Origin of the sequence: Limosilactobacillus coleohominis, from assembly GCF_016901675.1 — a bacterium.
Taxonomy (GTDB): Bacteria; Bacillota; Bacilli; order Lactobacillales; family Lactobacillaceae; genus Limosilactobacillus; species Limosilactobacillus intestinavium.
Genome location: NZ_JACJKU010000076.1, coordinates 1 through 7,014 on the forward strand (window position 1 = coordinate 1; position 7,014 = coordinate 7,014).

Below are 7,014 nucleotides of genomic sequence, written 5' to 3' on the forward strand. Positions count from 1 at the left end.
CTTTTATCTTAATTCAGTTTTTAATTATCATTTAATGATACTCTTTTTTACCAACGTGTTCTTCGCCTAATTCTTTAAAGGAGTACTTAATCTTAGAACGACGTTCAAACTCAGCAATTCCTAATTCAATTAACTTATCAATTAAAGTTGAATAATCAATCCCTGATACACTCCACATTTGTGGGTATAGGCTGATATTAGTAAAACCAGGTAAAGTATTTGGCTCACCTAAGTATGGCACATCATTCTCGTCAACTAAGAAATCAATCCGAGCCAAACCTTTCATATCTAATGCCTTGTAAGCCTTCAAAGCCATCTCAGTGATTTCCTTAGTTAACTTATCTGGCAAGATCACTGGTAAGTCGAACACAACCCCCGATGCATCAACGAACTTATTTTCATAATCGTAAAATTCATCACCCTTAGGAACTCTGACACCACCAAGCTTAGAAGCAATTGGTTTCTCATTACCTAAAATAGAGATTTCAATTTCTCGTGGATTATTAATTGCCTGTTCAACAAGCACCTTATAATCGTAAACAAATGCGTCATCTAATGCTTCTTTGAACTCAGCTTCATTAGTAACTTTGTGAATACCAACTGATGACCCTTGTTTAGCAGGTTTTACAAATACAGTGTTCCCAAGTTCCTTTTGAATAACTGACCACGTATATTGATCCCGATTTTCTGGAGTTACCAATACATAAGGTGTATTACGAACTCCTGCTAAATCAAGAATTCGCTTAGTATAGTCCTTGTCAAAAGATAATGCACTCGCCGTAATACCAGAGCCTACATATGGCTTCTTTAGTAACCGGAACAGACCTTGAACAGTTCCATCTTCCCCAAGGTTACCATGAATAACTGGGAAGAAAAAGTCAATTGGTCCCGCACTTTGCAGTGCTGCCAATGGCGCCAATGGAGAATCTAAATCCATCTTGGCGTATGCCTCTTTCACAACTTGATCTTCATGTTCTCCATCAAAAATGCGTTGCGAATAATTGTTATCTAGTAGAATCCCATCCTTGGTAAACATAAAGACCTTCACGTTATACTTGTCTTTATTCATCCCATCAAAGATATTATGAGCAGATCGTTTAGAAACATCATGCTCAGATGAATTGCCACCAAATAATAAGGCAACGTTCAGTTTTTGGGCTGTCATTACAATACCACCTTTTACTATAATTTATTTCTTCCGACTTTATCGAGCCTTAAGTATAACATATAAATCGCAATATTGACTACCGATTTATACTATCAATCCTTAACAATTGCTTTCATAACTTTAGACGGTAAATTACCATCCATAATTAAGCTTTGCATGAGGCGGCGATAATTAAATAAGCGAACCCATTGTTCCTTTGAAAATATGCTAAAGTGGTTGATTTCTGTACGCCATATCCCAACTTCCTTAACAAAAAATTCTTGATACAACCGATGCTGATCGAATAACTTAATCAGAAAACTGGCAACGTCTTCATTTTCTCCCATATCCAGTGGCGTATCTATACTTTTATACCCTTCTACCAAAGTTGATAATAGGAAAATTTTATTACCGCGAACTAATTCATCATGCTCGCAAAGTTCACTATAAAGGTTAGCAATCCCTGTATACATGTGAACCCAACCGACATGTGAGACAAATCCGCGACTGTCCTTTTCTAAAACAGGTAACATCCCAACTGTATTCAAGAATTTATCCAAGTCATCTTGCGTCAAGAAAAAGTAACCAGACCGATCAGCGATCAACATTAACCTGATAATATTAACTGCAATTGAGCGCCCATATGCTGCCTTATTAGTAGGTTCATCAATATGGGATAACAGAACTTGTGGTTGACTAAAATGCCGAAAAAGGGTTGTCAACTGTTCCGTAGTAATTAAGTTGTTTTCCAAACCTAATTCCAATGTTACTAATAACATTCGGCGAAATGCCATACTGTCGGTGGTTGAATTCTCAATTATACCAGTTATTAATTGGTCACTCATTTTAACATGATGCCCCTGTTGGACATTATCCACAAAATCACCAAATAATGTCCGAACTTCATATTCTGGTTGTGCAACTTCCACAGGTGTCCATTGCTTTCGTTCGGCATTGTGAATTAAAGTATCCACTTCATTAATGGCTTCTAAATAAACTTGTCCATCCATTAGGCGTCGATGGATATCAGAAAGCATTAACATTGTTTTGGTTATATCATTTTTCACCATAATTCATCCTCATAATTAATAATCAATAATTGTGACAATATTCTTATATAGAAATGGCCTTAAACATCCGGCATCACGAATGCTTAAGGCCTATTTGTAATTGATATGGCTAATATAGTCGTATCCTACTTTTGAATCATTACATTGTAATTCAATCTAAAACTATCTTTAAAAGCCAATCATCACTAGTTAAATGACAACTCTTAAAATCAACAATCTGTTGATTTACTGCTGTCACTATACCATTAACTGGGACTTTGCTAGTTCCTATCCAGTTTTCAGCCTCAATTCCAATACTTGGCATTCCTTTTTTTAAATGAGCTCCAACATCAGGTAGATCTAAAAATACTAATTTTCCCAAAGCCTTGACTGCAATGGGTGAAAATTTGATGTAAGCATAATCATCATGATCTTCAATCAACCATGGATAATCAAAATTTGCCATTTTCCTACCGTCCTTAATGGAACTCCTTGTTATTACTAAACATATACGAATGATGATGATATCTCATTGACATAATCATTCCAATCCCAATTAAGTTCCCAATCAGAGAAGATCCCCCTGCAGAAATAAATGGTAATGGAATCCCGGTCAGTGGTAATAATCCAATATTCATTCCAATGTTTTCAAAAACGTGGAATAAAATCATCATAATAACCCCTGTAGATACATAAGCATAGAATTCGTTTCTCGTATCAAAGGTTACCCGAATCATAAGGTAGATTAGTAATAAATACAATAAAATTAACAAAATACTTCCTAAGAATCCAAAGTTTTCACCAATGACTGAGAAAATCATATCAGATTCTCTAACTGGTACATATACATGCGAGTTATTAAACCCTGTTCCTGTAATACCACCGGATCCAACAGCTTTGATACTTTGCCATAACTGATATCCTTGATTAGATGTATCTTGATCAGGCTTTAACCATGTATTAACACGGTCAAATTGATATGCTTGAAATCCAACATGTTCCAAAATGCGTTGTCCTGTGGAACTAGTAACCATAGCTAAAACAGTCCCACCAACAGCTGCAATTCCTGCAGCTACAGGGGCAATAATTTTCCAAGTAACCCCCGAAACTAACACCATTCCAGCGAAAATAGCACAAAAGACCAATGCAGTCCCAAAGTCATTTTGAAACTTCAATGATATCAGAATTGGCAATAGCCATAGCGCCATTGTACCAATTAAATGCCAATCATTTCTAACAGAATGGACACCATACTCACTATTATGAGTAGTGATAACCCTACCCATCATTAAGATATACGCTGGTTTCATAATTTCAGAAGGTTGAAAAGTAAACGGCCCAATTGCAAACCAGCTCTTTGCACCCGTACTTGCATAGTATGATCGACTATAAAAAATTAGGATTGCAAACATTAGAAAAACGCCAACCCAATAAGCTATCGGCGCAATTTTCCATAACTGCTCAGAGTCAAATTGCATAATCACAATCACTAAAATAGTACCAATAACGTACCAAGCAAGTTGAGTTACAACTTGACGAACCACACTCACCTGTTGACGATCATGGGTTCCGGCAACATAAATGGATGCTAGGCCAATTAATGCTAGCAATAGAACACAGAAAATAATTCCCCAATCAATTCGCGACTCAATGTCTTCGCTTTGCGAACGTTGCATGACGAGCCAACTTCCTTTCTATTCCTTGACCACTTTAGCGTTGGTGCAAGTGATATTGTTGAAGAATTGTTTCAAGGCCTTCTTCTTGTGATTGTACAGAAAACTCTTGGTTACCATTTAAGAGAAGTGCTTTAAAACGGTTCTCCTGTGTTGATACTTCACCAATTAGTTGTTCGCCAATAAACACCTGTTGAATCGGTTGGCTATTTCTTTGTATATCTTTAACAGTCACTTCAATATTTTTTTCTTTTTTTGACACACTCTCACCTTTGCCTATCCATATAACTTTTAAAAGTAAAATGAAGCGGAACGGGATCAAATCCCCCTTTGGAGAAGGGTTGGCATCTTAAAATTCGTGCAAGACCAAGTAGTAGGCCTTTCATTCCAAAACGCTGTAATGCCTCTACCATATATTCAGAACAACTCGGCTCATACCGACAAACTCGGAAAGGACGTTGAATTGAAACATGAGTTTGATACCAACGGACCAAATCAATTAACTTTTTAACCATTACTTTTTCCGTGAGAACCAGCTGGTCTTAGCTCCTTTGTTACCGGCATCTTTTTGCATCCGCTCAAGCATTTCACCAGCACCCTTAGCAACATTGTCCAGTGGATCTTGAGAAACAACAACTGGAACCTTTAAATGGTCACTAAATAGTTTATCCACACCATTTAACAAGGAAGTTCCACCAGTTAGAATTACACCACGGTCAATGATATCACTAGCCAATTCTGGTGGAACAACTTCTAGAACAGAAATTGCTGCCTTAACAATTTGTTGAAGCGTATCATGCAAAGCCTCTTCAATTTCATTTTCATTAGTTTCAATTTGACGAGGCATACCACTGGTAACATCACGGCCCCGAACATCCATCTTCTTAGGGTTATCGACTGGTAATGCAGTACCAATTTGAATTTTAATTTGTTCAGCAGTATGTTCACCAATAACTAGGCCATGCTTATCCTTAATATAATTAGCAATGTCTGTGTTAAGTTTATCACCGGCCATACGAATAGATTGGCTAGCAACAATGTCGCCTAAGGATAAAACAGCAATATCACAGGTACCACCACCCATGTCAATTACCATATTGCCACTTGGCTTAAAAATGTCCAAGCCTGCTCCGATTGCAGCAACTTTTGGTTCATATTCAAGATAAACCTTTCCACCACCAGATTGTTCCGCAGCCTGAATAATGGCTTTTCGTTCAATCTCAGTGATATTAGTTGGAGCACAAATCATAATGTTAGGTTTAGACATTACTCCTTTAACACTTAACTTACCAATAAAGTATGAGAGCATTTCTTGGGTAACATCAAAATCAGAAATTACCCCACTCTTAAGTGGCCGAATGGCCCGAATGTTACTTGGCGTTCTCCCTACCATCCGATAAGCTTCGGAACCAACCGCTAACACCTTGTTGGTATTAGTATCAATTGCAACTACCGATGGTTCATTTAAGACAATGCCCTTTCCTTGAACATAAATTAGAACATTGGCTGTTCCGAGATCAATTCCGATATCTTTTGCCATAATTTTCTCCTTCATTTTCTACATAAATCGTTTGATATTATACCACAAGACTCTTTACAGTGTCTCTCTAAAAGGCATGTATCAGTTTCCTTAGTCAAAACTTAAATCAATTTGCGCACCCAGCGCTACTAATTTATCAACCAGGTTTGTAAAACTACTGCTTACTACTTCAGCAGGATCGATCGTTGTAATTTGTTTAACACCTAAAGCAAATACTAATGATAACATTCCTTCTGCAGTTGATGTCGTCGAGATAGTTTTTGGATAATGCTTTAATGGTCCACTAATTTTTAACTGATGATTGTGGTGTTGAATTTGACCATCATTATTCATAAAAATGCTTCCAATAATATTAAGTTGATCGACATTAAAACCATCAACAACCGTTTCTCCATTAGTGAGAATTAACAGACCTAGTATGGCCATTTGATCATACTTTCCCAACTGCAGGTATTCTGATATATCAATGTTATTTGACAATAATAAGCTTGTTCCAATAACACGAATTCCATCCTTTTGAACGATCACTGTATTGCCCATATTATCAAGCATTCGCATTAACGAATTTAGGTGCTCTGGATGGGCACCGTGAACTAGAATATCACCAGCCGTCGCTGCACCAAGAACTAAATAAAAGCCCGCTTCTTCCTGATCATCTAAAACTAAGTAATCAGTCGAATGCAGGAACGTTACGCCTTGAATACGAATAGTATCCGTCCCTGCACCATGAACGCGACCTCCCATTTTATTTAAAACCTTAGCTAGTTCAACCACAACTGGATTATGATTGGGATTCTTTAACACGGTGATTCCCTGAGCCAGCGTTGCAGCCATCATCATGGTAAGTGTTGGAATTAAAGCTGCAGATTCTAAATTAATATTTTGTCCTGTTAATTTGTCAGCTCTAATATTAACGCCCTCATTAACCTTTTCAATGGTGGCACCAAATTTTTGAAATCCATTGCAAATCGTATTAATGTCACGTTGGTATTCGGCATTTAAACCATTATCTACTAACTGAACATGATGACAACGCGCCAGTATAGCTCCTGAAGTTAATAGCGCTGGGCAACTGATTTTTAATGGCCTAATCTTACAAGTTGCATCCATTTTTAAAACATTTTGATGACGTTTATAATCAACCTGAACATTCATTGTTTGTAACAAACGATTCATTAAATTGATATTTTGAGTATTAGGTACATTATCAAGAATCATTGTTCCATGCGTAGCTAATAAGCTGGCAGCTTGAATTGCCATCACTGTTTGTTGATCACCACTTAATCCAACTTCCCCTTTTAAAGCATGATGACCATTAATTACTAATTTTGTCATTATCAATTACCACCTTAGTGTGCCATGTTTAATAAGCCATGCAAAACAATAAAAAACTCAGCAAAGAAGGATCCTGCGGCGTAGCCGATTGCGATAGAAATCAAAACAATCATCGCTGGTAATCCTTGGGGTGGATGCCGAAAAAAAGTATCAAGATGGAATGATTGAATTGCCCGAAAGGTAACGACAATCATTGCTAATTGAATTAATAATGTCAAAACCGACTGTGTGCCGTTGTATTGCATTTCCTCTACCCCCTAACTAATTAAT

9 protein-coding genes are annotated in these 7,014 nt (G+C 37.1%); all 9 read right to left on the minus strand.

Features of this window, described 5'->3' with window-relative positions; all coding sequences use genetic code 11:
• Positions 1-31: 31 nt before the first annotated feature.
• Positions 32-1,165, minus strand: coding sequence for a D-alanine--D-alanine ligase family protein (locus H5975_RS06855; protein ID WP_204785423.1), 1,134 nt, complete (start codon positions 1,163-1,165; stop codon positions 32-34).
• A 95-nt stretch (positions 1,166-1,260) separates the two neighbouring features.
• A complete protein-coding gene (locus tag H5975_RS06860) occupies positions 1,261-2,217 on the minus strand; it encodes a DUF2785 domain-containing protein (protein ID WP_204785424.1) in 957 nt (318 codons plus the stop codon).
• A 151-nt stretch (positions 2,218-2,368) separates the two neighbouring features.
• A complete protein-coding gene (locus H5975_RS06865; RefSeq protein ID WP_204785425.1) occupies positions 2,369-2,662 on the minus strand; it encodes a hypothetical protein in 294 nt (97 codons plus the stop codon).
• Between the two features lie 13 nt (positions 2,663-2,675).
• A complete protein-coding gene (locus H5975_RS06870; RefSeq protein WP_178661764.1) occupies positions 2,676-3,872 on the minus strand; it encodes an FtsW/RodA/SpoVE family cell cycle protein in 1,197 nt (398 codons plus the stop codon).
• Positions 3,873-3,906: 34 nt separating this feature from the next.
• On the minus strand, positions 3,907-4,131 hold the full coding sequence (locus tag H5975_RS06875; RefSeq protein WP_178661766.1) for a DUF2969 domain-containing protein: 225 nt from the start codon (positions 4,129-4,131) through the stop codon (positions 3,907-3,909).
• A 4-nt stretch (positions 4,132-4,135) separates the two neighbouring features.
• Positions 4,136-4,384: a membrane protein insertion efficiency factor YidD gene (gene yidD / locus H5975_RS06880; RefSeq protein ID WP_204785426.1), complete on the minus strand. Its 249-nt coding sequence runs from the start codon at positions 4,382-4,384 to the stop codon at positions 4,136-4,138.
• Complete coding sequence (locus H5975_RS06885; protein ID WP_178661769.1) at positions 4,384-5,409, minus strand: rod shape-determining protein; 1,026 nt, start codon at positions 5,407-5,409, stop codon at positions 4,384-4,386. The genes yidD and H5975_RS06885 overlap by 1 nt, the downstream gene beginning before the upstream one ends.
• A gap of 90 nt (positions 5,410-5,499) precedes the next feature.
• Complete coding sequence (locus H5975_RS06890; protein ID WP_204785427.1) at positions 5,500-6,744, minus strand: hypothetical protein; 1,245 nt, start codon at positions 6,742-6,744, stop codon at positions 5,500-5,502.
• Positions 6,745-6,758: 14 nt separating this feature from the next.
• A complete protein-coding gene (locus H5975_RS06895) occupies positions 6,759-6,989 on the minus strand; it encodes a DUF1146 domain-containing protein (protein WP_178661773.1) in 231 nt (76 codons plus the stop codon).
• Positions 6,990-7,014 lie beyond the last annotated feature (25 nt).